Source organism: Alphaproteobacteria bacterium HT1-32 (assembly GCA_009649675.1).
Lineage (GTDB): Bacteria > Pseudomonadota > Alphaproteobacteria > Rhodospirillales > HT1-32 > HT1-32.
On sequence record WJPL01000002.1, the window covers coordinates 614,908 to 639,231 of the forward strand.

At 57.6% G+C, this 24,324-nt stretch carries 22 protein-coding genes; 15 read left to right on the forward strand and 7 right to left on the reverse strand.

Annotation, left to right across the window (positions count from 1 at the left end):
- Positions 1-38 precede the first annotated feature (38 nt).
- The 5 genes from GH722_14375 (at position 39) to GH722_14395 (ending at position 4,424) form a co-directional block, all read left to right on the forward strand.
- Positions 39-890 carry a class I SAM-dependent methyltransferase gene (locus GH722_14375; GenBank protein MRG72951.1) on the forward strand — a complete coding sequence of 284 codons (852 nt, stop codon included), beginning with the start codon at positions 39-41 and terminating at the stop codon, positions 888-890.
- Between the two features lie 5 nt (positions 891-895).
- Positions 896-1,318 (forward strand): DUF1489 family protein, encoded by a 423-nt coding sequence (locus GH722_14380; protein ID MRG72952.1) that lies wholly within the window; start codon positions 896-898, stop codon positions 1,316-1,318.
- On the forward strand, positions 1,315-2,694 hold the full coding sequence (locus GH722_14385; protein MRG72953.1) for an SLC13 family permease: 1,380 nt from the start codon (positions 1,315-1,317) through the stop codon (positions 2,692-2,694). The genes GH722_14380 and GH722_14385 overlap by 4 nt, the downstream gene beginning before the upstream one ends.
- A 168-nt stretch (positions 2,695-2,862) precedes the next feature.
- Entirely contained in the window at positions 2,863-3,366 is a 504-nt protein-coding gene (locus GH722_14390) for a phosphorelay protein (protein ID MRG72954.1), read from the forward strand.
- A gap of 110 nt (positions 3,367-3,476) precedes the next feature.
- Complete coding sequence (locus tag GH722_14395; GenBank protein ID MRG72955.1) at positions 3,477-4,424, forward strand: nucleoside hydrolase; 948 nt, start codon at positions 3,477-3,479, stop codon at positions 4,422-4,424.
- Positions 4,425-4,428: 4 nt separating this feature from the next.
- Here the strand turns inward: GH722_14395 and GH722_14400 are convergent, their stop codons facing one another.
- Complete coding sequence (locus tag GH722_14400) at positions 4,429-5,028, reverse strand: 2-hydroxychromene-2-carboxylate isomerase (GenBank protein MRG72956.1); 600 nt, start codon at positions 5,026-5,028, stop codon at positions 4,429-4,431.
- Positions 5,029-5,199: 171 nt separating this feature from the next.
- Between GH722_14400 and GH722_14405 the strand changes: the two genes are divergently transcribed.
- The gene (locus tag GH722_14405) at positions 5,200-5,445 is read left to right on the forward strand and encodes a hypothetical protein (protein ID MRG72957.1); all 246 of its coding nucleotides are present in this window, start codon (positions 5,200-5,202) and stop codon (positions 5,443-5,445) included.
- Positions 5,405-6,433: a DUF2219 family protein gene (locus GH722_14410; protein MRG72958.1), complete on the forward strand. Its 1,029-nt coding sequence runs from the start codon at positions 5,405-5,407 to the stop codon at positions 6,431-6,433. The genes GH722_14405 and GH722_14410 overlap by 41 nt, the downstream gene beginning before the upstream one ends.
- Here GH722_14410 and GH722_14415 read toward each other — a convergent pair.
- A complete protein-coding gene (locus GH722_14415) occupies positions 6,421-8,055 on the reverse strand; it encodes an AMP-binding protein (GenBank protein MRG72959.1) in 1,635 nt (544 codons plus the stop codon). The two genes, GH722_14410 and GH722_14415, sit on opposite strands and share 13 nt — an antisense overlap.
- A gap of 56 nt (positions 8,056-8,111) precedes the next feature.
- Positions 8,112-9,212 (reverse strand): DNA recombination protein RmuC, encoded by a 1,101-nt coding sequence (gene rmuC, locus GH722_14420; protein MRG72960.1) that lies wholly within the window; start codon positions 9,210-9,212, stop codon positions 8,112-8,114.
- Positions 9,213-9,344: 132 nt separating this feature from the next.
- On the opposite strand from rmuC, the gene GH722_14425 reads away from it, so the two are divergent.
- Positions 9,345-10,781: a DUF4139 domain-containing protein gene (locus GH722_14425; GenBank protein MRG72961.1), complete on the forward strand. Its 1,437-nt coding sequence runs from the start codon at positions 9,345-9,347 to the stop codon at positions 10,779-10,781.
- 81 nt (positions 10,782-10,862) lie between these two features.
- Here GH722_14425 and GH722_14430 read toward each other — a convergent pair whose 3' ends face one another.
- A complete protein-coding gene (locus GH722_14430) occupies positions 10,863-12,341 on the reverse strand; it encodes an STAS domain-containing protein (protein ID MRG72962.1) in 1,479 nt (492 codons plus the stop codon).
- Positions 12,342-12,697: 356 nt separating this feature from the next.
- Between GH722_14430 and GH722_14435 the strand changes: the two genes are divergently transcribed.
- The 4 genes from GH722_14435 (at position 12,698) to GH722_14450 (ending at position 17,051) form a co-directional block, all read left to right on the forward strand.
- Positions 12,698-13,216, forward strand: a complete 519-nt coding sequence (locus GH722_14435; protein ID MRG72963.1) for a peptide deformylase — start codon at positions 12,698-12,700, stop codon at positions 13,214-13,216.
- A 16-nt stretch (positions 13,217-13,232) separates the two neighbouring features.
- The gene (locus GH722_14440; protein ID MRG72964.1) at positions 13,233-14,162 is read left to right on the forward strand and encodes a methionyl-tRNA formyltransferase; all 930 of its coding nucleotides are present in this window, start codon (positions 13,233-13,235) and stop codon (positions 14,160-14,162) included.
- A gap of 5 nt (positions 14,163-14,167) precedes the next feature.
- A complete protein-coding gene (truA, locus tag GH722_14445; GenBank protein MRG72965.1) occupies positions 14,168-14,911 on the forward strand; it encodes a tRNA pseudouridine(38-40) synthase TruA in 744 nt (247 codons plus the stop codon).
- Between the two features lie 121 nt (positions 14,912-15,032).
- Positions 15,033-17,051: an FAD-dependent oxidoreductase gene (locus GH722_14450; protein MRG72966.1), complete on the forward strand. Its 2,019-nt coding sequence runs from the start codon at positions 15,033-15,035 to the stop codon at positions 17,049-17,051.
- A 7-nt stretch (positions 17,052-17,058) separates the two neighbouring features.
- Here GH722_14450 and GH722_14455 read toward each other — a convergent pair whose 3' ends face one another.
- Genes GH722_14455 through GH722_14465 form a run of 3 tightly spaced genes read right to left on the reverse strand, consistent with a single transcriptional unit; the run spans position 17,059 to position 20,272 of the window.
- A complete protein-coding gene (locus GH722_14455) occupies positions 17,059-17,991 on the reverse strand; it encodes a hypothetical protein (GenBank protein MRG72967.1) in 933 nt (310 codons plus the stop codon).
- Between the two features lie 3 nt (positions 17,992-17,994).
- Positions 17,995-19,194: a hypothetical protein gene (locus GH722_14460; GenBank protein ID MRG72968.1), complete on the reverse strand. Its 1,200-nt coding sequence runs from the start codon at positions 19,192-19,194 to the stop codon at positions 17,995-17,997.
- Positions 19,172-20,272: an FAD-dependent oxidoreductase gene (locus GH722_14465; protein MRG72969.1), complete on the reverse strand. Its 1,101-nt coding sequence runs from the start codon at positions 20,270-20,272 to the stop codon at positions 19,172-19,174. Before GH722_14465 ends, GH722_14460 begins: the two co-directional genes overlap by 23 nt.
- A gap of 139 nt (positions 20,273-20,411) precedes the next feature.
- Here GH722_14465 and GH722_14470 point away from each other — a divergent pair, with 139 nt between their 5' ends.
- From GH722_14470 to GH722_14480, 3 genes are all read left to right on the forward strand, one after another.
- Positions 20,412-21,386: a DUF3179 domain-containing protein gene (locus GH722_14470; GenBank protein ID MRG72970.1), complete on the forward strand. Its 975-nt coding sequence runs from the start codon at positions 20,412-20,414 to the stop codon at positions 21,384-21,386.
- Positions 21,387-21,460: 74 nt separating this feature from the next.
- Entirely contained in the window at positions 21,461-23,533 is a 2,073-nt protein-coding gene (locus GH722_14475; protein MRG72971.1) for a molybdopterin-dependent oxidoreductase, read from the forward strand.
- Positions 23,530-24,306, forward strand: coding sequence for an AAA family ATPase (locus GH722_14480; protein ID MRG72972.1), 777 nt, complete (start codon positions 23,530-23,532; stop codon positions 24,304-24,306). Before GH722_14475 ends, GH722_14480 begins: the two co-directional genes overlap by 4 nt.
- Positions 24,307-24,324 lie beyond the last annotated feature (18 nt).

The following is a 24,324-nucleotide window of genomic DNA, read 5'->3' on the forward strand; positions in this document are numbered from 1 at the left end:
TTCTGGTCTCCGGTGCTTCCCTCTGATAACAGATCAGAATGATCCCGCGACAGACCAGACGACTTTTCATGACCGGGTTGAGAACGCTGCTCGGCATTCGTCGGGAGATGCTGTTTACGCCCTATCGGTATGCCGAACAGGTTATCCCGCCGGGCAGTCGTACAGCCTATCCGGCGGTCACAGCGGCCATGCGCCGGTCGGAAGACCAGTTTCGTGAGGCGCTTTCCGGGCTTGAACAGTTCCGGGAGATCTTCACTGGCTTTTCCGGCGCTGAACCGCCGGAGCCCAGATGGGAGCAGGACTGGTTTCCGCGTCTGGATGGTGCGGTGGCCTATGCTTTCGTGCGGTGGCTGCAACCAGACCGGATCATCGAAGTTGGTTCCGGACATTCAACGCGATTTCTGGCGCGGGCCATTCGTGATGGCGAGCTTGCAACCCGGATCACCTCGATTGATCCGGCTCCGAGGGCTGATGTGAAAAGCCTGGCCGAGGTTGATTCATGCCGCATGACCATACAGGAATGCGACGGCAATCGCTTTGATCAGCTTCGCTCAGGTGATTTCCTTTTCATTGATTCCAGCCATTTGCTGTTACCCGGCAGTGATGTGGACCTGTTGCTGAACCGGGTGCTTCCGGCCTTGCCGAGCGGGGTTGTCGTCCATATCCACGATATGTTTTTGCCAGACGATTATCCGGGAGAATGGGACTGGCGGGGGTATAACGAGCAACTGGCCGTGTTGCCGCTGATTATTGGCGGGGGCTTCGAGACGCTCTGGTCCAGTCGTTACGCAACGACCAGATTGCTGAAGGATGTGCGGGCCAGTGCGGTTGCCGGGTTGCCACTTCCCGATGGCGCGTTTGAAACCAGTCTCTGGATGAAGAAGCGGTAAGACGAATGACGATCCATTTGCGTAAACTCAGCGTCGGCAGCGAAAGCGTTGAAAGCATGGCCGAGTGGCAGGCCTTTCGTCTGCAACAGACCGGCAAGTTGCGCCACGTAACCCGCAGCACCCCGGCACGGCGCGATGAAGTACTGAACGGCGGATCGATTTACTGGATCATCAAAGGGGTGATGCTGGCCCGGCAGCGGATCATTGATCTGGAAGAACTGATTGATGACGAGGGGGTGAAACGCTGCGCTATTGTGATTGACCCGGAAATTGTTCGCGTCATGCCCCGCAAGCACCGGCCTTTCCAGGGCTGGAGATATCTGAAGCCAGAGGAAGCGCCTGCCGATATCGATATGAAAGCACATGACGATATTGCAGAGATGCCGACGGAATTGCTGACTGAACTGAAGGAGCTCGGACTGCTTTGAAAACGATGTCTTCGCCGCAATGGATCGGCATTGCGAGTCTTGTGTTCGGCGCCTACTGCGTGATTGGTCCGGCGCCGGCAGGGATTGATCCGGCAGTTTTTCAGGCTCTTGGTCTCATCATTGCCACGATCGGCCTCTGGGCAACCGGGGCTGTTGCAGAACATCTGACCGCGCTCGGCTTTTTCCTGTTCGCCATGCTGTTGTCGATTGCTGGTCCGGACGTGGTTTTCTCCGGTTTTGCCAGTCAGGCTTTCTGGCTGGTGTTTGGTGGACTGATTGTCGGGGTTGCCATCAAGAATACCGGGCTTGGGGGGCGGATTGCCGGGGGATTGCTCGGCCTGTTCGGGACATCTTATCCGGCGATCATCACAGGCGTCGTACTTGGGGCGCTGGCACTGGCCTTTCTGATGCCGTCAAGCATGGGGCGGGTTGTGCTGATGATGCCGGTGGTTCTTGCGCTGGCTGACCGGCTCGGATTCGAGCCGGGATCAGCCGGCCGCAACGGAATGGTCACGGCTGCGGCGCTGGCAGCTTACATGCCGGCAACCGCTATCATGCCCGCGACTGTACCGACAATGGTGCTGGTTGGCGCGGCAGAGGTTCAGTACGACATCACCTTCGCCTACGCACCTTATCTGCTGCTGCATTTCCCGGTTCTCGGCGCGCTGAAAACCCTGCTGATCATTGCTGTAACCCTGTTGTTTTTCAATGATGTCGCGCGGCCGGTAAAGTCCGAAGAAACGTCGCGTCCACTGTCCCGCGATGAATGGATATTGAGCGGCATTCTGGCACTGGCACTTGGTTTCTGGGCGACGGATGTCCTGCATCATATCTCGCCTGCCTGGGTGGCCCTGGCTGCCGGGCTTGTCTGTGCGACGCCGGGGATAAACCTGGTCTCGGCTCCGGATTTCAGTTCGAAGATAAATTATCCCTCGCTGGTTTATGTCGCCGCGGTTCTTGGTCTTGGTGCGGTTGCTGCCGACAGCGGGGTGGGGGGACTGGTCGGATCTGCGGTTATTGATCTGATCGGCCTTGAACTGGGTGCTGACATCAAGAACTTCATCGCAATCACCCTGCTGTCGATGGTCACCGGACTGGTGACGACAGTGACCAGTGCGCCTGCTGTTCTGACACCGCTGGCGGAGGGGCTGCAGGCGGCCAGTGGTCTGTCCCTGCCGACGGTGCTGATGATTCAGGTCATTGGCTATTCAACAATGCTGTTGCCCTATACCTCTCCACCGACGGTCGTTGCCTTGCAGATCGGCGGACTGCCCGCGTCGAAAGTGATCATGCCGAATCTGCTGCTGGCAGCGACAACGATCACCGTTCTGATTCCGCTGGATTATCTCTGGTGGCAATTTCTCGGCTATTTGTGATCGGCTTTGGTGCCGGATCGGCGAAGATGGGCATTGTTATGCCCGCATAGGCTGCGACGGGCGGCAAAATAGTTGCGTCCCTCTGGCAAACATGGTTGGAATTCGTCATGAAGAGGCGGGACGAGCAGTTTTGCCTTGTCTGCGGGGAAGCAGGATAGAGTTAAAAAAATGGCTGATGACAAGGGCGGTAAGAAGGCGGAGTTCATCACTCCACCGAATACGCTCAAACTCAAGGTGCAGGTTGCGCCGGGCGAAAAAGGTATCGATCTGGCTGCGCTGGAGCGTGCGGAATCGGTTATTTCCGAAATGCAGGGCAGCTATCTTGAGTGGGTTCAGACCGACCTGAAAAACCTTGAGGCGGCGATAAGCACGGCAATGGCCGACTCCGGTCCGCTGGAACCTCATTTTGAGAAAATATTCTCGATCTCACATGACATCAAAGGTCAGGGTGGCAGTTTTGGCTATCAGATGATGACCAACATTGGTAATCAGCTTTGCCGCTTCATTGAAGCGATGGGTGCGCCGACAAAGGCTGACCTGCATATCGTTCGACTGCATTTTGATGCCATGAAGCTGGTGATTGCCAAGCGCATGGAAGGCGACGGAGGCAAAACCGGTGAAGAACTGGTCGCTGGTCTGCAGGCCGTTGTTGCCAAGCTGAAGGCACGGTAAGTCGCGCTGTCGACGACGGGCGGATATCCTTTATCAGATGACGCAGATTGCTGCCTGCACAGATGGGCCGCAATCCCGTTGTCGTGCGACCCCATAGGCAGGGCAAGGTTATGACTGAAGCTGATCACAGGGTGATCCTGGATTGTGATCCGGGGCAGGATGATGCCATCGCAATTCTGCTGGCTCTGGCCTCTCCAGACGAAATTGACCTGCTGGCGATTACGACAGTGGCCGGCAATGTGCCGCTGGCGCTGACAGCCAGAAATGCCCGCAGAATCTGTGAACTTGCCCGGCGGCCGGACCTGCCGGTATTCGCCGGCTGTCCGCGTCCGATGATCCGGCAACTGACGACAGCCGAACAGGTTCACGGCGAAACCGGACTTGATGGATGCAGTCTGCCTGACCCGGTGATGGAACTGCGCGATATGCATGCGGTCGATTATCTGGTCCGGACGATCCGATCCCGGCCGGAAGGAGAGATCACACTGGCGATTACCGGCCCGATGACGAATGTCGCGCAGGCGATGATACAGGCACCGGACATCGCGGGGCGCCTGCGTGAGATCGTGCTGATGGGTGGGGCGTGGCAGGATGGCAATGTAACCCCGGTTGCGGAGTTTAATATCTATGCTGACCCCCATGCTGCGGCTGTTGTCTTTGGCTGCGGTGCGCGGATTACCATGTTCGGACTGAATGTGACCCACAAGGTCATCACGACAACTGACCGGCTTGACCGCCTGAAGGCGATTGGCGGTGATGTCGGGCGTGAAGTAGGGAATATTCTGGGGTTCTATGACCGGAATGATCCGGACCGCTATGGCGGTCTTGCCGGGGCACCGCTGCATGACCCCTGTGTCATAGGTTATCTGATCAATCCGGCCCTGTTCCAAGGCCGGGAATGCAATGTTCAGGTCGAAACCACCAGCGAACTGACCATGGGTCAAACGGTTGTCGACTGGTGGGGGCGGACCGGTGTGCCCGCCAATGCCATGGTCATGCAGGAAGCCGACGCAGACGGATTCTATGACTTACTGACGGAACGGCTGGCCAGACTGTAACCGGTCAGCGGGCGAGGGCACGCCCGAGGAATTCCAGCCGGTCCTGACCCCAGAATAACTCATTCTCATACAGATAGGACGGCGCGCCGAAGACACCGGCCGCAATGGCGGTTTCCGTGTTGGCGTCGATCACCTTGCGGGTTGCAGACTGATCGGCCGCAACCGCCAGCAGCGCCTTGCTGTCGAGTCCGAGTCCCGAAAGGACCGTCGCCAGATGCTCCGGGTTGGTCATGTCACGATCTTCGGCCCAGGCTGCACGCATGATTGAATGGGTAAGGGCATGAAGGTCTGCCCCGGCCTTTTCTGCAGCAAGCATGGCTCCGACGGCCAGTGTGTCGTCAAACGGCCAGTGTGCCGGGTGCAGGTTGATGTCCATCTGTCGATAGGCACCCCAGCGCTCCAGTTCAACAAGGCGATAGGCCTGGCGCTCTGGTGCGCGTTCCGGCACGGGAAGCCCCCCGGTTGCGGCGAAAACGGTCTTCAGGTGGCTGGGCCGGAAGTTGACTGTCGTGCTGGTGTCCTCACAGAGACGGGCAAATTCGAGACTGCCCAGATAGGTCCAGGGGGAACTGAGTGAGAAATAGTAGTCAACTGTCTTAGCCATTTGGATGCTCCTGCCGTTGTTGCGGGGATGATGATGCAGGCCCGGCGAGAGGTCCAGCAGTCACGAATGTAACTTCCTGTTGTAACTGAATCTTAACTTGGGCAAGGTGACGCTCTGAGACGGATCGCGATGCGATGGTCGTGTCGCGCAAACCTGAAGTGGAGCTGCGACATGGCGCTCGAACATATTTTTGAAACCAATGACGGGCAATCTGCGTTTGAAGTACGCATATATAATCAGGTCGTTCGTGAATTGGTTAAGGATAATCGCCACCATGAGATTTTTGACGATCAGTGGGCTGACGGACGCTGCCATGGCGTTTTTGCCTGCAGTGCCGACGAGGCGCGGAGTATCGTTGAGCAGCGTTACCCCGTTGATGAGGGGTTTGTTGTTGAGGCGGTTGATCCGCGCGAATAGCGTTGCCGTTGGCTTCTGTGCCGGTCTGATTTTTTCAGGACCGGTCTGGGCTGACGAGACAAAGAATACAGGTGGTACATTCTCAATCCAGATTGAGAATGATCTGTTCGGCGGTGACAGCGACCGAAATTACACCAATGGTGTCAGGGCAACCTGGCTGTCGGCAGAAGGTGATGTGCCGGTATGGGTTTCCGAACCCGCGTCCCATGTCCCTTTCTTTGAAAGCGACGGGAAGCTGCGTGTTCTGTTCGGTCTGGGGCAGAACCTCTATACACCAACCGATATCACGGTTCGTAATCTTCAGCCCAACGACCGGCCTTATGCAGGCTGGCTCTATGGCAGCGTCGGCCTTGTGTCTGATAACGGCCATATTCTCGATAACCTGCAACTTGATATCGGCGTCGTCGGCCCGGCTGCGATGGGGTCGCAGGTACAGGAATTCGTCCACGATCTTATTGATACGCGGGATCCGAGCGGCTGGGACAATCAGATCGATAATGAGCCGGGACTGGTACTGTTTTACGAACGCAAATGGCGGTCGCTCTACGAATTCGGGACATTTCTGCCGGGCTATGGTGTTGATGCGACACCGCATGCCGGGGCGGCGCTGGGCAATGTCTTCACCTACGGTGCGGCTGGACTGACCCTGCGCTTCGGCAAAAACCTGCCGGCAGATTACGGACCGCCACGGATTCGCCCGAGCCTGCCCGGTTCGAGCTTTTTTATCAGCGATGGCAGCTTTGGCTGGTACCTGTTTGCCGGCATCGAAGGCCGCGCAATTGCCCGGAATATCTTTCTGGACGGAAACACCTTTGGTGGCAGCCACAGCGTTGAGAAAAATCCGCTGGTCGGAGATTTGCAGATCGGTGCCGCAGTCAGCTGGGACCAGTGGCGGCTCAGCTATACCCAAGTCTACCGGACGCGGGAGTTTGATACACAGAGCAATGACGATATTTTCGGCTCTGTCAGCCTGTCTTACCGTTTCTGATCGCCTGTTTCCCTGTCCCGTAATGTACGGCGCATGATTTTCCCCGTTGTGGTCATCGGCAGTTCGATAACGAACTCGATGGCCCGGGGATATTCATGCGCTGCCAGCCTTGATTTCACGAAGGCCTGAATTTCTGTGGCAAGATTGTCTGAAGGCCGGGTGCCTTCGGCGGGAACGATGAAGGCCTTGACGATTTCGGTCCGGTCCGGGTCGGGCACGCCAATAACAGCGGCGAGGGCGACGGCTTTATGTTTCATCAGACAGTCTTCTACCTCCGCCGGGCCAATGCGGTAGCCGGATGAGGTGATGACATCGTCGGCGCGCCCCTGAAACCAGATATAGCCATCCTCATCCATGATCCCGGTGTCGCCGGTAATCAGCCAGTCTCCGATAAACTTGTCCGCTGTTGCATCCGGTCTGTTCCAGTATTTCAGAAACATCACCGGGTCTGGACGCGCCACGGCAATCTGACCGGGAGTACCATTCGGTAACGGCTGCCCCTGATCATCGACAATCGCCACGTCATGGCCGGGGATGGCCCGCCCGATTGATCCGGGCCGGGCTTCCATCAGGGTCGCACAATTTCCGACGACCAGATTGCATTCCGTCTGGCCGTAAAACTCGTTGATCGTGAGACCGAATGTGGCTCGCCCCCAGTCCAGCAGTTCTTCGCCAAGGGACTCACCACCAGACCCGATACTGCGCATGGCATAGCCATGACGGCTCTGCGGTGCCTTCACCTGTCGCATCAGCTTCAGGGCTGTCGGCGGCAGGAAGGCATTGCGGACGTTATGCTGTGCCAGCAGGGCAAAGGCTTCTTCCGGGTCAAACTTTCCCATGCGCCGGGCCAGTACAGGGACACCATGAAACAGCGACGGCAACAGCACATCCAGAAGACCGCCAATCCAGGCCCAGTCTGCCGGGGTCCAGAACAGATCACGGGATTGCGGGAAAAAATCCTGCGGAAATTCCACTCCCGGCAGATGCCCCAGCAATGTGCGGTGGGCATGCAGGGCACCCTTCGGATTGCCGGTTGTGCCGGATGTGTAAATGATCAGGGCGGGATCATCTGCTGCCGTGTCGACGGGCTGAAAGCGGTCACTGGCCCGTTCCATTGCTGGCAGGAAGGCGGTTCCGCCATCGCCGTCCTTTTCCGCATCAATGACAAATATCTGCTGCAAATCGGGCAGGCTATTCCGGATGCCGGCCAGCTTTTCAAGCCCGGCCTTGTCGGTGAACAGGAAGCGGGTGCCGGAATCTTTCAGGCGGTATTCCAGAGCATCCGGACCAAACAGGACAAACAGCGGCATCGCAATGGCGCCGGCCTTGTAGGCGGCGATATGTGCAATGGCGGCTTCCGGTGACTGGCTGAGCAGAATGCCTACCCGGTCGTTCCGTTGCAGGCCGAAGGCAACCAGCAGGTTGGCGGCGCGACTGGATTGCCGGGAAAGCTCCTGGAACGAGTAACGCCGGACCGTGCCATGACCATCATCGAAGATCAGGGCCTCACGCCCGCTGTCTGCATGGGCGTCTGATACAGCAACACCCATATTGAACCGTGCCGGTATCTGCCACCGGAACCGGTTTCGGGCATCGTGATAATTGTCAGCAGGGACCAGCATGCGGACAGACTATCTTACGGGCAAACAGCCGTCATCCCGGATGATATGTGGCGGGGTCAGCTGCCTTTGGACGGCGAGGTTGCAAGTTGACCGGGTTTTGGCGGTTCCAGTTCATCAGCACCCGGTTCTTCGCCCATTTCGACGGCTTCGATGCGCTCGGCATGGCGGAAGATACCGCGGGTAGATTTCTGGATATCCTCAACGTCCCGGCGTGACTGCTCGAAATGACGGTCGAGTTTACCCACCCGGTCATCAAGACGCCGGACATCGTCCAGCAGGGCGATCACTTCTTTCTGGATCAGACCGGCCTGATCGCGCATCTGCGCATCTTTCAGCACGGCGCGGACCGTGTTCAGTGTTGCCATAAGTGTTGTCGGCGAGACGATCCAGACGCGTGCCCGGTGGCTCTGGCTGACGACACCTTCATGATTGGCATAAAGTTCCGCATAAACGGCTTCAGAAGGAATAAACATCAGCGCCGATTCTGCCGTTTCACCCGGCAGGATATATTTCTCGGCGATATCCTTCACATGCTTCAGTACATCGGCCCCAAAGGCGCGACGGGCGACCTTGCGTTCGTCTTCTGTCTGGACGGAATGGATGTTGTTGTAGCTTTCCAGCGGAAATTTCGAATCGATGCAGATTGAACCCGGCGGATTTGGCAGTTTCAGCATGCAATCGGCACGGGTTCGGTTCGACAGGGTCACCTGAAACTCATAGGCCGACGGGGGCAGGGCAGCGCTGACCAGATCGTTCAGCTGGGTCTCGCCGAATGCGCCCCGGCTCTGTTTGTTCGACAGGATATCCTGCAGCCCGACAACCTGACTGGAGAGTTCCGTGATGTTCTTCTGTGCAACATCAATGACCGCGAGACGGCGTTGCAGATCGGCCATGCTTTCCTGTTGCTTGGTGCCGGTTTTCTCCAGCGTATCACCGACCCGGAGCGACAGCTTGTGCAACTGTTCTTCCAGTTTTGCAGCCAGTGCACGTTCCTGCTCCTGAAACCGCTGTGACATGCGTTCATGGCCCGCAGCCTGCATGTCGGAGATATTGGCCATGCGGGCTTCCGTGATTGCGGCAGCCTGTGCCAGCCGGTCGACGGACTCATGGAGGGACGTGACATCGTCGCGGCTTCGGCCTGATGCGATGAATATCATGGCCAGCAGCAGGATGATCAGCGCTACCGCGCCACCTGCCACGATAATGCCCCATTGTTCGGGCTGTATGTCTGAAATGTTCATGCGTAAAAGCTTTACACGGCTCTGCCAACACGCGCAAATTGCCGCTGAATGATAAGGATTTCCCCCATGTTACGTGCGATTATTCCGGCTCTCGCGATGAGCCTCATCCTCCCTTCAATTGCTGAGTCGGCAGAAGAACGCGCTGTCGGTGCCGATGCCCGTACCTCACTGGGGCTGGTGATTTATGGCGGCGGGTTCGCGATGGTTCGGGATCAGCGAAAAGTCGACCTGGCTCAGGGCAACAACCGGATTGCGCTGACCGATGTCAGCCGTTCCATGGATCAGGCCAGTACGATCCTGCGCGCTGAAAACGCCACGGTGACGGCACAGCTGTTTGACTTCGATATCCTGACACCGGACCGCCTGCTGGCGGCTTCTGTCGGTCAGGATGTCACGATCATTTCCACGCACCCGCAGACCGGGGTGGAAACACTTCGGCGCGCCAGAGTGTTGTCGGTTTCCGGCGGACCGGTGTTGCAGATCGACGGGCGTATCGAGACCGGCATACCCGGACGGCTTGCCTTTGATGCATTACCGCCGGGCGTGCGTTCTGCCCCGTCGATGGTTGCTGATATCCAGACTGAAACACCGGGCGAGCGGGTGCTCGATCTTGCTTATCTGACAGACAATCTGGACTGGCAGGCGGATTATGTTGCGGAGATCGCACCGGATGGCTCATCCCTGCGGCTGGAAAGCTGGGCCACGCTGACCAACCGCACGGACATCGACTTTACGAATGCCAATATCAGTCTGGTTTCCGGACAGGTTAACCGCCAGCCAACCCGACAGCCGAAAGCAGCGCCAATGCTGATGCGTAGCGAGGCCATGGCTGTCTCAGACTCAGCCGGTGGTGCTCCGGTGCGTGAGGGGCTGGGTGATTACCATCTGTATCGTCTGAAGACACCGGTTACCCTGAGCCAGCGGGAAAGCCGGAAGATTGCCCTGTTCTCGCCCGCAGCGGTTCAGTCGAGCCGGACCTATCTGTTCCGTGGCGGACAACATTATTATGGCGGTCGCAGCGGCGAACAGCAGCTGAATGCGGCGATCGAAATCCACTTCGTGAATGATCCGAAAGCGGGCCTCGGTGAGCCCTTGCCGGGTGGTACGGTGCGTCTTTACCAGCGTGACAGTACAGGCACGCCGGTTTTCATAGGTGAAGACAGCATTGCCCGGACACCGGAGAATCAGGAAGTCCGGTTGAATATCGGTCAGGCTTTTGATGTCACGGCGACCCGTCGCCAGACAGACTATGACCGGCGAAAAGACTCAATCGGCACGGTGACGACGACAGAACATGAAATTGTCGTCGCCAATGCACGGGAAGACGCCGTGACCGTCCGCATTGAAGAGCGGCTATACGGGGATTGGGAAATTCTCAGCAGCAGCGCAGAATATGAGAAGCTCGATGCTTTCCGTCTGGCATGGGATGTCACTGTGCCTGCCGGGGGAGAGACGACACTTAGCTGGAAAGCCCGGATACGCTAACCGACGTGCATTCTGCCTCCGTCATTCCGGCACTGGCATAGCCAGGCCGGATGACGGATATTCGGTTGTGTCGAAGGGGCGTTAGATGCCGCCCGGAACCATTGCAGGATGCTTTTTGTCCGAGAACTGGTCGATCATTGCGGCACTGGCGACGCTGACGCCAATCAGTTCCACATCGGTCTCGTTCTTGCGGAAACGGGCAACAACCCTATCCAGCGCATCAACGGCTGTGATGTCCCAGAAATGCGACTGGCTGACATCAATTGTCACCTGATCGATATCCTCAGTTGAATCAAACGACGAGATGAACCGCTCAACAGAAGCGAAGAACACTTCGCCGGTGACGGTGTAGTGCCGTGTCCGCTCATCAGCAGAGAGCTGGGAGCCGACATTGAACAGACCACGGACCTTGCCCGCAAAGAACAGACCGCTGAGCAACACGCCCACAAAGACGCCCTGCGCCAGATCATGGGTCCAAACCACAACCACGACAGTTGCCAGCATCACGACAGAGGACTGCCAGGGGTGGCTGCGGAGGTCACGGATTGAACCCCAGCTGAAGGTGCCGATGGAAACCATGATCATGACGGCAACCAGTGCCGGCATTGGAATCTGTGCAACAAGCGGTCCGGCGGCGACGATCAGGATCAGCAGACCGACACCGGCAACCATCGTTGAAAGCCGCGTGCGACCACCGGATTTCACGTTGATGACGGATTGCCCGATCATGGCGCAACCACCCATTCCGCCAAGAAAGCCGGTAATGAAGTTGGCAATGCCCTGACCAGAGGCTTCACGGCGGCGCAGGCTGGGCGTGTCTGTCATGTCATCGACAATCTGGGCCGTCAGCAGGGATTCGATGAGGCCAACGGCTGCCATGGCAACAGAATAGGGCGCGATGATTTCCAGCGTCTCCCAGGTCAGCGGAATATTGGGCAATGCCAGAAAGGGCAGGGAGTCTGGCAGCGCACCCATTTCGCCCACCCGGTTGACCGGCAGGTCGAGCCAGATAGCGAGTGATGTCAGTATGGCAATGGCAACCAGCGGTGAGGGGACGATCCGGGTCAGCAGCGGAAACAGATAGATGATGGCAAGGCCACCAGCGACCATGGCATAGGTTTCCCAACCGACATTGATGAGTTCCGGCAACTGGGCCATGAAGATCAGGATCGCCAGTGCATTGACGAATCCGGTAATCACCGAGCGGGAGACAAACTGCATCAGCAGGTGAATGCGTAGCGCGCCGGCGACAATCTGGATGAAGCCCATGAGAACGGTGGCAGCGAACAGATATTCAACACCATGATCGCGGACCAGCGGGCCGACCAGCACAGCGACGGCTGCGGTTGCCGCAGATACCATGCCGGGGCGCCCGCCAACCAGCGAGGTGATCACGGCAATTGAAAATGATGCGTAAAGACCAACACGAGGGTCGACACCGGCGATCAGCGAGAAGCCAATGGCTTCGGGGATCAGCGCAAGTGCGACAACAAGTCCGGCCAGAATATCGTTGCGGGGATTTGACAGCCAGTTACGCTGCAATGCGGAATAAACAATCATTTGAGGTTCTCTGCCCTGGTCAGTGCGGAAAGCCGGATAAATGCCAGGCGGTGATCAGCCAGCAGATTAAGGCTTTGTTATTATGTGATTAATGCGAAAAATGAACGCCATAAGACGTACCTGTCACCAACTAATCAGGGGCATGCCTAGAGGCTGGCCTTCAATTGTGCAAGTGCGAAATGATGGGGCGGGGTGACAGAGTTAGTGCGATGCCCGGACTTTTGAAATGATCCTGATGTCAGAGGGCGAACGGCTTTTCTGCGCCCCGGTTGACTTGATGCACAGAGCCGCCGAATCCTTGACGCATCCACGCCCGTCGCCTACCTAACGGCTACGCACAACTGAAACGCAGACCCATGGCCCTTTTGCCCATCATAACCGCGCCTGATCCGCGCCTGAAAGTCGTCAGTGAACCTGTCGATGCCGTTACCGATGATATCCGTCAGCTGATGGATGACATGCTGGAGACGATGTATGACGCGCCGGGTGTTGGTCTGGCCGCGCCGCAGGTCGGTGTGACAAAGCGTGTGATTGTCATCGATACAGCCAGCAGTGACGAGGATCCGGCGCCGATGCGTCTGGCAAACCCGGAAGTCGTCTGGGAATCGGAAGAAACAAAGGTTTATGACGAAGGCTGCCTGTCGCTTCCGGAATATTATTCAGATGTGGAGCGGCCCGACCGGGTACGCGTGCGCTATCTCGATTATGACGGCGCGTCACAGGAGATTGAGGTCGATGGTCTGACCGCTGTCTGTATCCAGCATGAGATCGACCATCTCGATGGTATCCTGTTTGTCGATCATATCTCCCGGGTAAAGCGCGAAGTGATTCTGCGTAAACTCACAAAAGCCCGCAAACTGGCTGCGAGCGGCTAGCAACGGAGCCCGGCCCTTGCGCCTCGCCTTTCTCGGTACACCGGACTTTTCCGTCTTTGCCCTCGATGCGCTGATTGCAGCCGGGCATGAGATTGCCTGTGTCTACAGCCAGCCGCCAAGACGGGCCGGGCGTGGCAAGTCGCTGCGACCATCACCCGTGCATCAGTTCGCTGAGGAAAAAGGCATTGAGGTCCGGACACCGGTCTCGGTCAAACCGGAAGATGAGCAGGCGGCCTTTGCTGCCCTGGATCTGGATGCTGCCGTTGTGGTGGCCTATGGCCTTATTCTGCCCGCAGGTATTCTGGCGGCTCCCCGACATGGTTGCTTCAATATTCATGCTTCGCTGTTGCCACGCTGGCGCGGGGCAGCACCTATTCAGCGGGCCATTCTGGCGGGTGATAAGATGTCAGGTGTCACCATCATGCAGATGGATGAAGGACTTGATACCGGCCCGATGCTGCTACGTGGCGAAATTCCTCTTGTCCCGGGGATGACCGCCGGTGACCTGCATGATGCGCTGGCAGTCATGGGGGGGCGGCTTATTACCGAAACACTGACGGCAGCAGATGCTGGTGACCTGTCCCCGGTTGTTCAGCCATCGGAAGGGGTGACCTACGCCGCAAAGATATCAAAGGGCGAGGCGGCACTGGACTGGCGTAGGCCGGCAATTGAGGTTGAGCGCGCAATCCGCGCCTTCAACCCGGTTCCCGGCGCCTTCTTCATGCGCGGTGGAGAACGTATCAGGTTGCTGGCGGCTGACGTTGTGTCCGGCAGGGGTAATCCGGGCACGATACTGGATAACGCGATGACCATTGCCTGCGGGGATGGGGCTATCCGTCCGACACTGGTTCAGCGTCAGGGAAAGCGGGCGATGACACCGTCAGAGTTGCTGAACGGTTATGACCTGCCGCCGGGTGATGTGCTCGCGCTGCCGGATGCGGGGTAGACGACGTGCGTTATCGTCTGATTGTCGAATATGACGGCGGCCCGTTTGTCGGCTGGCAGCGACAGGTCAATGGCATGTCCGTCCAGCAGGCACTGGAAGAGGCGGTGCTGGCCTATGCCGGTGAGAAGATAACCGTCTTTTCGGCCGGTCGTACGGATGCAGGCGTTCATGCAACCGGGCAGGTTGCCCATCTTGATCTGGCGCGGGGTGACAAGCCGGACAAGGTGCAGGCTGCCCTGAACGCACATTTGCGACCGCATCCCATTGCAGTCACGTTCGCAGCCGTTGCAGAGCCGGATTTTCACGCCCGGTTTTCCGCTATTGGCCGGGCCTATCTGTACCGTATTCTGAATCGCCGGGCGGCACCTGCACTGGAGGCCGGACGGGTCTGGTGGCTGCCGGGTAAACTCGATCCGGCACTGATGCAGGCCGGGGCTGACCGGCTGATCGGAGATCATGATTTCACCAGCTTCAGGGCGACTTATTGTCAGGCAAAATCCCCGCTGAAAACCATCGACCGGTTTGAAATTCGCCAGGCTGGTGAGGAAATCCACTGTATCGTGGAAGCCCGGTCTTTCCTGCATCATCAGGTCCGCAACATGGTTGGCACACTGCGCAAGGTGGGCGAGGGGAAATGGACCCCCGATGATGTCACCGCAGCCCTCGACGCCCGTGCCCGCGCAGCCGCCGGCGAAACCGCACCGGCTGATGGTCTCTACCTCACCCGCGTGGATTATCCGTCGGTCTGAAGCGGCGCATTGGTACTGCGCTCAGTCATGATCTGATGCTTCCTCTGCTTGCAGCCGGGTCTGAAAATGGTTTGTCTTCGTTGGAGGGCAGACCAGCCCGCCTGTTTTGGAGAGGCTTCTGATGACGACTTTTTTCACGCGAATGCTTGAGCCGCTTGAGATCAACGGTATGCGGTTGCCGAACCGGGTCATCATGTCGTCGATGCATACCGGGCTGGAAGGCTATGGCGAGGCGGCGATGACACAACTGGCACGGTTTTATGCCGCGCGGGCTTCCGCGGGCCTGATCGTAACCGGTGGTTTTTCTCCGAACGCAGCCGGAAACCTGAAAGATCACCGGGCGGAGATGAGCACAGCGGAAGATGCTGCGGCACATCGCGTCATCACCGATGCGGTTCACCATGCCGGTGGCCGTATCATGCTGCAGATCCTGCATGCCGGGCGCTACAGTTATCATGATAACGCGGTTGCCCCTTCAGCTGTCCGGTCCCCGATCAACCGGGCAGCACCGCAGGAACTGGCCACAGCGGAGATCTGGCAGACCATTGGAGATTATGCCCGCTCCGCCATGCTGGCCCGTGAGGCGGGCTATGACGGGATCGAGGTCATGGGGTCAGAGGGTTATCTGATCAGCCAGTTTCTGGCCACCCACACCAATCAGCGTGAAGACGAATGGGGCGGGCCGCTGGAGAACCGGATGCGGTTCGCTGTCGAGATTGTTCAGGCAGTCCGGAAGGCTGCGGGAGACGATTTTCTCATGGCTTTTCGTCTGTCGGCGCTGGATCTGGTCAAAGGGGGCCTGACAGGGCGGGAGATTGCGATTGTCGCGCAGGCTGTCGAGGCGGCGGGGGCTGATTTGCTGACAACGGGTATCGGATGGCATGAAGCGCGTATTCCGACCATTGCACAGGCCACACCGGATGCAGCCTTTGCCTTTGCGACGGCGGCAATGCGAGGGGCTGTGACTATCCCGGTCGCGGCCTCCAACCGGATCAACCGGCCCGAAGTTGCAGAGAGGCTGATCGCCGATGGTGTCTGTGATCTGGTGATGATGGCGCGCCCCTTTCTGGCGGACGCGGAGTTTGTCACCAAGGCAGCGGAGGGGCGGCCGGATCAGATCAATATCTGCATTGCCTGTAATCAGGCCTGTCTGGATCATTATTTCACCGGACTGGCGGCAACCTGTCTGGTCAACCCGGCCGCGGCCCGGGAGGCAGATTTCACCGTAGTGCCAGCAAGTCCGGTGCGCCGGATTGCGGTTGTCGGTGCGGGTGTTGCCGGACTGGCTGCTGCATCTGCGGCGCAGGAGCGTGGTCATGCGGTGACTTTGTTTGAAGCGGACAGCCAGCCCGGCGGGCAGTTCCGGCTGGCCAGAGAAATTCCGGGGAAGGCGGTTTTTACCGAGACAATTCGTCATTATCTCGACTGCTTTCGCCGGGCTGGCGGGCAGTTGCGCCTCAATTGCCGGGCCGAACCTCATGACCTTACCGAATTTGATGCTGTGGTGTTGGCGAGTGGCGTAACCCCGCGTCAGGTTGATCTGCCGGGTTTCGACAGACCGGAAGTGATCTCCTATGCCGATCTGTTGTCGGGCCGGGAGGCGGGGCAGAAGGTTGCGATCATTGGAGCGGGGGGGATTGGTCACGATGTCGCGCTTTATCTGCTGGGGCGGCATGCGGGAGCCCATCACGAGGTCCGCGCTTTTCAGCAGCATTGGGGCATTGATCCTGAGATTACCCGTCCTGGCGGCCTGACTGAGCCGGTTCATGAAGTCGCACCCCGGCCAGAGACGGTCTGGCTGTTGCAACGCAAAACCGGGGCCTTCGGGCGTACTCTTGGCAAAACGACGGGCTGGGTACATCGCGACGAACTGCGCCGGGCAGGGGTGCAGCAGATCGGTGGTGTCAGCTATCTGCGATTCGATGATGACGGATTGCATATTCTGGTTGAGGGAGAGCCACGACTGCTACCGGCTGACAGTGTTGTGCTCTGTGCCGGACAGGAATCGGAAATCTCACTTCTGGCACCGCTGCAGGATGCGGGCGTTGAAACTCATGTTATCGGCGGCGCAAGGCTGGCCGCGGAACTGGATGCAAAGCGTGCAATTGAAGACGGGACACGTATCGGTCTGGCCCTCTGACGCAGGTCTATTCCAGCAGGGTCAGCGCCAGCGAGACTGTGGCGACAGAAATGATGGTCGAGATCAGGACAGCGGTGGAACAGCGCCGGACATAGGTGTCGAATTGCTGGGCCAGAACGAAAACCGTCGCGGCGACCGGCATTGTGGCGCTGAGGACTGCGGCTTTTACCCAGTCCGGATCAATGGTGAACATCTGCGTCATCGTGAACAGCAGCACCAGCGGATGTATGATCAGCTTGATCAGACAGATATACAGAACTTCACCGATGCCCGAAGAAATCGGGTTACCGACCAGACTGGCGCCGAGTGCAAACAGGGCACAGGGGCCTGCTGCAGAACCGAGGAAATCGATGAACCGGGTAAGAATTTCCGGCAGTGGTATCTGGAAAACAGAGACCAGTGTTCCCAGTACAATCGCACCGATAATCGGGTTTTTGACGAGTGTGCGGGCAGTCCGGGCAAAGACAGCACCAACCCCGGCACCATCTGCCCGTCCGGCTTCGATGATCGCCATTACAACCGGAGCCATGATGGCGATGTCCATGGTGAGGGTTATGATGACCGGCAGGCCGGCTGCATCTCCCAGAACCAGTATCGCCAGTGGCAATCCGACATAGCCGGTATTGCCGTAAACGCCGGAGAGTGACTGAACACCGGCGGCGCCCGGCGGTAGCCGGAAAATCCAGCGACCGATGATCAGTCCCGGAATGAACAGTCCGAATGAAGCGGTCAGGTAAGCGCCAAAGAACGCCGGGTCGATGGCCCCGGTGATATTGGACCGTGCCATAAGCCCGAAAATCAGCACTGGCAGGGCAAAATAGAAGACGAAATTATTCAGTCCGACCCGGCTGGCAGCCCCCAGAATCCGGAACCGCTCAGCCGCATAGCCGCAGCCGATGACCGCAAAGAACGGTATGGTGATCGAGAATACGGCGAGCATGACCTACTGATTTGCGATGCGGAAGCGGTACAGAATATCTTCGTACTTCTCATAAGCATCGAGGCCTGTCAGGTAGATTCCGTCAAATCCCAGCAGATAGATGCCGCCGATGTAGGAATCTGTGCGTCCGAAAAGGATTTCGCGCCACTCCGGCGACCAGAACATGACATCAAGGAAAGAGCTGTTGTCCTTTGAGCTGTCAAAAACCCAGGGCGGCAGGGCATCTGACCACTCATCTTTCCAGAAATAAGCCTGATCAGATATCCGGCTGACATCCACCCTTGCCAGCACGATACGCGTGGCACCCAGGCGTTTATATTTCAGCGATTCGACTTCATCGGCTGTCAGCGGATTTCCGCGACCATGGAACACATCAACGACAATGGCGTCATAGTTGGTTCCCTGCATGGCCTGGACGAACCGTTCCTTTGATTCAAAGGCGCTGGAATCCGTAATCTTGATGAAGTTTTTTACCTTCGATATCGAATCAATATTTGCTGCATTAGCATCCGGAATCCGTCTCGGATATTCCGGTATGGCATCAAAAAAACCAGAGCCGGAAGTGTTCGCAAAGCCGATGATATCAAGGGCTTCTGTCCGGTTGTAAAAGGCTTCAGCCTGTTGCTCTGTATCAACCAGATCAGATGTCCAGACGGGGATGCGCATCTGTTTGTATTTGTCCGCGAACAGCAGCCGGTGATTGGTTACCTTCTCCGGTGTCGGGCTGCCTGATTCCTCATACCCGTAAAACAGGGCATCAAAGGACAAGGCGTCGATGGCGCGCTGGTAGCCCTTATGAATCTGCACATTGTCGAGCATGATTCTGTCAACAGGGCGCATGGTTTTGTCGCCGAACAAAGGGACGACCGGGACGCCATTGTCGTCCCGTGGCCGGTCCGGTGGTGGTTGCCGGAGGAGAAGTTCCTCGCCGCCCTCGGCGACGATGAAAAAGGGACGGGTACCTTCCCGGCCCCGTTCTGCAATGTCGATCAGGAGGGACCGGAGTTCTTCCCGGAAATTTATGTTCTGTATCGCCTCCAGCTTGCCCGGCAATATCTTCGGGGCTACCGGCTCCTTGAGGCCGGGAGTGCCCGTAGACTGGGCAAGGGTATCGGTGGAGAGAACAAGACAAAGCCCGCCCGCAACCAATAGCGCGGGGAGGGCATTTTTCCTGAATGTTTCACGCAGCCTGTGCAGCAACATATTCTCCGATAGCCAGTGATGATGTCAGTCCCGGCGATTCGATACCGTATAGGTTAATCAGTCCGGAAATACCGTGATGGTCCTCACACTGAATGACGAAATCGGCCGCCGGCTCACCCTGAGCATAGAGTTTCGGTCGCACGCCGGCATATCCAGGCTGCAGGCCGCCATCCGGCAGGCCAGGCCACCAGCGGCGTACGGACGGATAGAAATCATTTACCCGGTTCGGATCGACCGTGTAGTCGACATCATCAATCCATTCGATATCCGGTCCGAACTTGGCTTCATTACCCATGTCGAGTGTCAGGTGAACGCCCAGCCAGGCGGCAACCGGCATCGGATAGATGAGCCGCTTGAAGGGTGCCCGTCCGGTCAGAGTGAAATAAACGCCACGGGCATAATGAATTGCGGGGATACTGTCAGCGGGAATACCGTCGATGGAACCTGAAATCTGCTGCGCATAAAGACCGGCAGCATTGACCACGGTATTTGCCATCAGTTCCATGGGTTCCGCGCCGCCGGTACGCAGCAGAATGCCATCGGGACGGATTTCCCCGCCGATTACCGGACTGTTCAGGGCCAGCATGGTACCGTGATCCTCGGCTTCGCCCTGCAGGGCCAGCATCAGTGAATGACTATCAACGATGCCTGTCGATGGTGACAGAAATGCTGCCTTGCAGCTGAGTGCAGGCTCCATCTTTGTTGCCTGATCAGCGGTAAGCATTTGAAGGTCATCTACTCCGTTGCCTTCGGCATTCTTCTTCAGGGCGAGCATGGCGTCGGCCTGGGCATCGTCGAGGGCGACGATCAGTTTGCTGATACGTTTGTGGGGGATACCGCGTTCGGCGCAATAGGCATACATCTTGTGTTTGCCTTCAACGCAAAACCGCGCACGCAGACTGTCATTCGGATAGTACAGCCCCGCATGGATGACCTCGCTGTTTCGCGAGCTTGTGCCGGTGCCGATAGCGACGTCAGATTCGATAATCACCACTTCACGCCCGGCCAGAGCCAGCGCACGGGCACAGGCAAGCCCGACGACACCCGCTCCAATCACGACACAGTCAATTCGATCCATTCTGGTATTCCCCGGAAGATGTATGTCACGCAATCGTTATTGCCCGTTTGTTGTGAGGTCAATGATTTCAATGGGAAAATCCATTTCTCATCAACCTGCGGCCAGCGGTTCAGACCGTCAGAGCGAAAGGGCCTTCGCGATGAACAGATTATTGTCGCCGGTATTGATAGTGTTCTTCTGTCTGACCTTGCCGGTTCATGCTGATCCCCGCCAATGGCAGGATGAATGGCCACGAACTGATTTTTCCAGAACATCGGTTCAGTACAGCGAAATTTTGTCAGGTGGTCCGCCGAAAGATGGCATTCCGCCGATTGATCATCCGGAATTCAGGATGGTCGGGGAGGTCACTGGCCTTGCGGATGGAGAACCGGTCATCACATTCGAGCATAACGGAGATGCCCGGGCCTATCCCCTGCAGGTCATGATCTGGCACGAGATTGTCAATGACGTGGTTGGTGGCAAACCGGTCACGGTGACCTACTGCCCGCTCTGCAATTCCGGTATCGTGTTTGATCGTAATCTCGACGGTTCTGTTCTTGATTTCGGGACAACGGGAAAACTGCGAAACAGCGATCTTGTCATGTATGACCGCCAGACAGAAAGCTGGTGGCAACAGTTTCTTGGCGAGGGAATCGTTGGTCAGATGACTGGCAAGCGGCTTGCCATGTTGCCGTCCCGGTTTGAATCCTATGCCCGGTTTCGCGACCGGTTTCCTGATGGCCGGGTGCTGGTCCCCGCAAATCCGGAACTCAGGGATTATGGTGCGAATCCATATGCTGGATATGATACGTCGCACCGCCCCTTTCTCTATGATGGCGATCTACCGAAAGGCATAGCCCCGTTGAAGCGGGTTGTTATCGTCGATGGCGAGGCATGGAGTCTCGATCTGCTGCGTGAGGTGCGACAAGTACGTCGCGATGATCTGCTGATTCGCTGGGAGCCGGGGCAGAATTCTGCTCTTGATACAACACAGATCGCAAAAGGGCGCGATGTCGGAAATGTCAGTGTGCAACGCCGTACCGGTGATGTCTGGCAGGATGCGGTGCATGATCTGACCTTCGCCTTTGTTTTCAGAGCATTTCACCCGCAAGCTGTGTTAAATCACCTGCCGTAGAAATGCAGCCTTGTTGTCGCTGGTCAGGCTTGCGATTAAAGTCATCCTTTGATGCATTCTGAGGCGAGTTGATTATGCCCCGAGATATTGGCGAAACGGCGGCTTCCGTCTGTCCACATGACTGCCCGTCCACCTGTGCGCTCGATATTGAGATGATCGATGAAAAGACGATCGGTCGTGTGCATGGGGCGGCGGACAATGATTATACGGCGGGCGTCGTCTGTGCGAAAGTCGCCCGATATGCGGAACGCCAGCATCATCCGGACCGGCTGACCCATCCCCTGCAGCGTGTCGGTGAAAAAGGTTCCGGGGAGTTTCGCCGGATTTCCTGGGATGACGCGCTGGACGAGGTTGTCGGTGCGATGGAGAGGGCCCGTCAGCGTCATGGGGCGGAAGCTGTCTGGCCCTATCATTTTGCGGGCACCATGGGACTGGTGATGCGCGACGGTATTGAGCGTCTGCGCAACGTGTTCGGATTCTCGCGGCAAAATTCGACGATCTGCACGACCCTGAGTGTCACGGGCTGGAAAGCGGGCATCGGCAAGCGCCGGGGGACGGATTCGCGGGAAATTGCCCATACCGATCTGGTGGTCATCTGGGGAACCAATCCGGTGGCGACCCAGGTTCAGGTGATGACCCATATGTCCCGCGCCCGAAAGGAGCGGGGGGCAAAAGTTTACGTCATTGACCCGCATCGTAATGGCTCGGCACAGGCCGCAGATGTGCATCTGAAGCTGCGGCCGGGCACGGATGGCGCACTGGCCTGCGCGGTGATGCATGTGATGTTCCGGGATGGCTATGCTGACCGTGACTATATGGCGCGCCATGCTGATGTTCCGGCTGAGCTCGAAGCTCATTTGCAGTCGCGGGGGCCGGAATGGGCTGCGGGTATTACCGGATTGTCTGCCGAGGAAATTGAAGACTTCGCCCGGGCCTATGGTCAGGCAGAGCGCAGTTTTATTCGTGTCGGATATGGTTTCAGCCGCTCACGCAACGGTTCGATTAATCTGCATGCGGTTTCCTGCCTGCCGACCGTGCGCGGCATGTGGGACAAGTTTGGCGGCGGTGCGCTTTACGGTCAGACCGAGATCTATGGTCTGGATCAGACGCTGGTGAAAGGTCTGGATCGGCTTGATACATCAAAACGTGCACTGGATATGTCGCGTATCGGCCCGGTCCTGCTGGGCGACAAGCAGGATATCGGTGATGGCCCGCCGGTTGACATGATGTTTATCCAGAACACCAACCCGATGGAAGTGGCGCCCGAGCAGATCAATGTACATGCCGGGTTTGCCCGTAATGACCTGTTCGTCTGTACCCATGAACAGTTCATGACGGCGACAGCGAAAATGTCTGACATTGTGCTGCCGGCCACAACTTTTCTGGAACATGACGATCTGTATATCGCCAGTGGCCATACTTATCTCCAGATCGGCCGAAAGGTCGTGGAGCCGCTGGAGGAATGCTGGAATAACAATGCTGTGCTGAATGGTATCGGGCAGCGTCTCGGAACGGATTATCCGGCCTTCTTCATGGATGAGCAGGAACTGATCGAGGCAACGCTTGCTGCATCCGGCAAACCGGATATGGCTGCCCTGACGGAGATGCGCTGGATTGATTGTCAGTTGCCGCAGGATGAAGTTCGTTTCCTGAATGGTTTCGAGCATGCGGATTCGAAATTCCACTTCCGTCCGAACTGGCCGGAATGGGGGCCGTATCATCACGGACTGCCAGAACTGCCGGATCACTGGGACGGGATTGAGGTGGCGACAGATGAACATCCGTTCCGCATGTTCACCCCACCGGCCCGCCAGTTCCTGAACTCCAGTTTCACCGAGACACCGACATCCCGGAAGCAGGAAGGCGGCAGCCCGGAAATTCATATTCATCCGGATGACTGCAAGAGTCTGGGCGTGACGACAGGTGATCTTGTGCGGGTTGGTAACAAGCGGGGATCAATCCTGATCCGGGTGAAAGAGTTTGAAGGTGTGCAGCAGGGCGTCGTTGCCGTGCCGAGTATCTGGCCCTGTGCTGATTATATTGAAGGACTGGGTGTGAATGCGCTGATCGGTGCGGACCCCGGCCCGCCGGCAGGTGGCGCTGTGTTTCATGATGCAGCAGTCTGGATCAGGCCCGAACAGGCATGACGCCAACAGTTATTGTCGTCGGCAGCGAGAAAGGTGGAACCGGTAAATCAACCACCTCGATGCATCTGGTCGTGGCTTATCTGCGCAGTGGAAAACGCGTGGCCAGTATCGATCTGGATGCCCGGCAGGGCACCCTGAGCCGTTATTTGCAAAACCGCGCTGAAGTTGGTGAGAAGCGTGGCCTGAAACTGCCAATGCCCCGGCATTTACGGCTGGCGCCGGAAGATGCGGGTAATGATGATGAACGGTTTGCTGAAGCGTTAAGGCAGACATACGGATCGGCAGATGTCGTTGTTGTCGATACTCCGGGCGCAGACAATGAGCTTAGCCGGGCAGCGCATTCATGGGCTGATATTCTGATCACGCCGATCAATGACAGTTTTCTTGATCTCGACGTGCTGGCCAATGTTCAGCAGGCTGATCAGATCGTGCTGAAGCCCAGTCATTATTCCGAAGCTGTTTTCGAGGCCAAGAAACGTCGTGCCCTGCGTGGTCAGGGAGTGATGGACTGGATTGTCATGCGAAACCGGCTCTCCAGTCTTGATGCGCGGAACAAGCGTCGGATTGAGGCTTTGCTGACGGAGTTGTCGCGGCGTATCGGATTTCGAACCATCGCGGGTCTGGGTGAGCGGGTTATTTATCGTGAGTTATTCCCGCAGGGGCTGACGCTGAGTGATCTGCGGGACACCGGGGTTGAGGGCTCCGGCTTCACGATGTCGCATATCGCTGCCCGTCAGGAACTGCGTGATCTCGTCAGATCAATTGGCGTCTGAACTGGATACTGCGTTCCG

Bases quoted from the DNA above. Each gene is read 5' to 3' on its own strand.
- GH722_14465 (MRG72969.1), bottom strand. From the start codon at position 20,272: ATGGATCGAATTGACTGTGTCGTGATTGGAGCGGGTGTCGTCGGGCTT.
- GH722_14480 (MRG72972.1), top strand. From the start codon at position 23,530: ATGACGCCAACAGTTATTGTCGTCGGCAGCGAGAAAGGTGGAACCGGT.
- GH722_14475 (MRG72971.1), top strand. From the start codon at position 21,461: ATGCCCCGAGATATTGGCGAAACGGCGGCTTCCGTCTGTCCACATGAC.
- GH722_14395 (MRG72955.1), top strand. From the start codon at position 3,477: ATGACTGAAGCTGATCACAGGGTGATCCTGGATTGTGATCCGGGGCAG.
- GH722_14415 (MRG72959.1), bottom strand. From the start codon at position 8,055: ATGCTGGTCCCTGCTGACAATTATCACGATGCCCGAAACCGGTTCCGG.
- GH722_14450 (MRG72966.1), top strand. From the start codon at position 15,033: ATGACGACTTTTTTCACGCGAATGCTTGAGCCGCTTGAGATCAACGGT.
- GH722_14460 (MRG72968.1), bottom strand. From the start codon at position 19,194: ATGTTGCTGCACAGGCTGCGTGAAACATTCAGGAAAAATGCCCTCCCC.
- rmuC (MRG72960.1), bottom strand. From the start codon at position 9,212: ATGATATTCATCGCATCAGGCCGAAGCCGCGACGATGTCACGTCCCTC.
- GH722_14405 (MRG72957.1), top strand. From the start codon at position 5,200: ATGGCGCTCGAACATATTTTTGAAACCAATGACGGGCAATCTGCGTTT.
- GH722_14425 (MRG72961.1), top strand. From the start codon at position 9,345: ATGATAAGGATTTCCCCCATGTTACGTGCGATTATTCCGGCTCTCGCG.
- GH722_14435 (MRG72963.1), top strand. From the start codon at position 12,698: ATGGCCCTTTTGCCCATCATAACCGCGCCTGATCCGCGCCTGAAAGTC.
- GH722_14375 (MRG72951.1), top strand. From the start codon at position 39: ATGATCCCGCGACAGACCAGACGACTTTTCATGACCGGGTTGAGAACG.
- GH722_14390 (MRG72954.1), top strand. From the start codon at position 2,863: ATGGCTGATGACAAGGGCGGTAAGAAGGCGGAGTTCATCACTCCACCG.
- GH722_14470 (MRG72970.1), top strand. From the start codon at position 20,412: ATGAACAGATTATTGTCGCCGGTATTGATAGTGTTCTTCTGTCTGACC.
- GH722_14380 (MRG72952.1), top strand. From the start codon at position 896: ATGACGATCCATTTGCGTAAACTCAGCGTCGGCAGCGAAAGCGTTGAA.
- GH722_14455 (MRG72967.1), bottom strand. From the start codon at position 17,991: ATGCTCGCCGTATTCTCGATCACCATACCGTTCTTTGCGGTCATCGGC.
- GH722_14400 (MRG72956.1), bottom strand. From the start codon at position 5,028: ATGGCTAAGACAGTTGACTACTATTTCTCACTCAGTTCCCCCTGGACC.
- GH722_14430 (MRG72962.1), bottom strand. From the start codon at position 12,341: ATGATTGTTTATTCCGCATTGCAGCGTAACTGGCTGTCAAATCCCCGC.
- GH722_14410 (MRG72958.1), top strand. From the start codon at position 5,405: ATGAGGGGTTTGTTGTTGAGGCGGTTGATCCGCGCGAATAGCGTTGCC.